General features: G+C 58.7%; 1 protein-coding gene. It reads left to right on the top strand.

Going from position 1 to position 786, the window contains the following annotated elements; genetic code table 11:
• Positions 1-127: 127 nt before the first annotated feature.
• The coding region (locus D4A39_RS18990; RefSeq protein ID WP_147393945.1) for an integrase at positions 128-786 on the top strand (659 nt) is incomplete at its 3' end.

Genomic DNA, 786 nt, shown 5'->3' with positions numbered 1-786 from the left:
TCAGCTGTCGGCCATATCTGAATTTACAACTGACATTCAGCATGTGGCTGGCAAGGACAACCGCGTGGCCGACTGTCTTTCCCGGGTGCACGTCAGCTCCGTGCATTTGGGTGTGGACTATGCTGCTATGGCTGCTGCCCAGGTTTTGGACCAGGACGTCCAGGTGTACCGGACAGCGGTGTCTGGGTTACGTTTAGAGGATGTGACATTTCAGGATTGCGGTGCCTCCCTCCTGTGTGACGTCTCCACAGGCCAGCCCCGCCCTATGGTTCCAAGAGATTGGCGCCGGCGTGTTTTTGAGGCTGTTCACTCGCTGTCACACCCCGGGGTGAAGGCCTCGGTTAAGCTGGTGGGGGCTAAGTTTGTGTGGCCAGGCCTCCGGAAGGACGTTAAGGGGTGGGCGTCCTCTTGTGTGGCATGTCAGCGGGCAAAGGTCCACCGTCACACTAAGGCCCCGCTGGAGCCTTTTCTCATTCCTGAGAGACGGTTTGACCACGTCCATGTGGATCTGGTTGGTCCTTTTCCACCCTCTAGGGGTTTTACTCACCTCCTGACAATGGTGGACCGGACGACCCGATGGCCAGACGCAGTTCCTCTGTCATCCACAACGACTCCGGAGATCGCCCGGGCATTCGTCTCTGTTTGGATATCCAGGTTCGGGGTGCCATCGGACCTGACCTCCGACAGGGGCCCTCAGTTCACTTCGGGTTTGTGGAACGCGGTGGCCGAGAGCCTTGGCGTGAGTCTCCATCGCACAACTGCCTATAACCCGCAGGCAAATGGGCT

The organism is Alcanivorax profundi (genome assembly GCF_003597125.1).
Lineage (GTDB): Bacteria > Pseudomonadota > Gammaproteobacteria > Pseudomonadales > Alcanivoracaceae > Alcanivorax > Alcanivorax profundi.
This window is presented reverse-complemented; position numbering and strand designations above follow the sequence as displayed.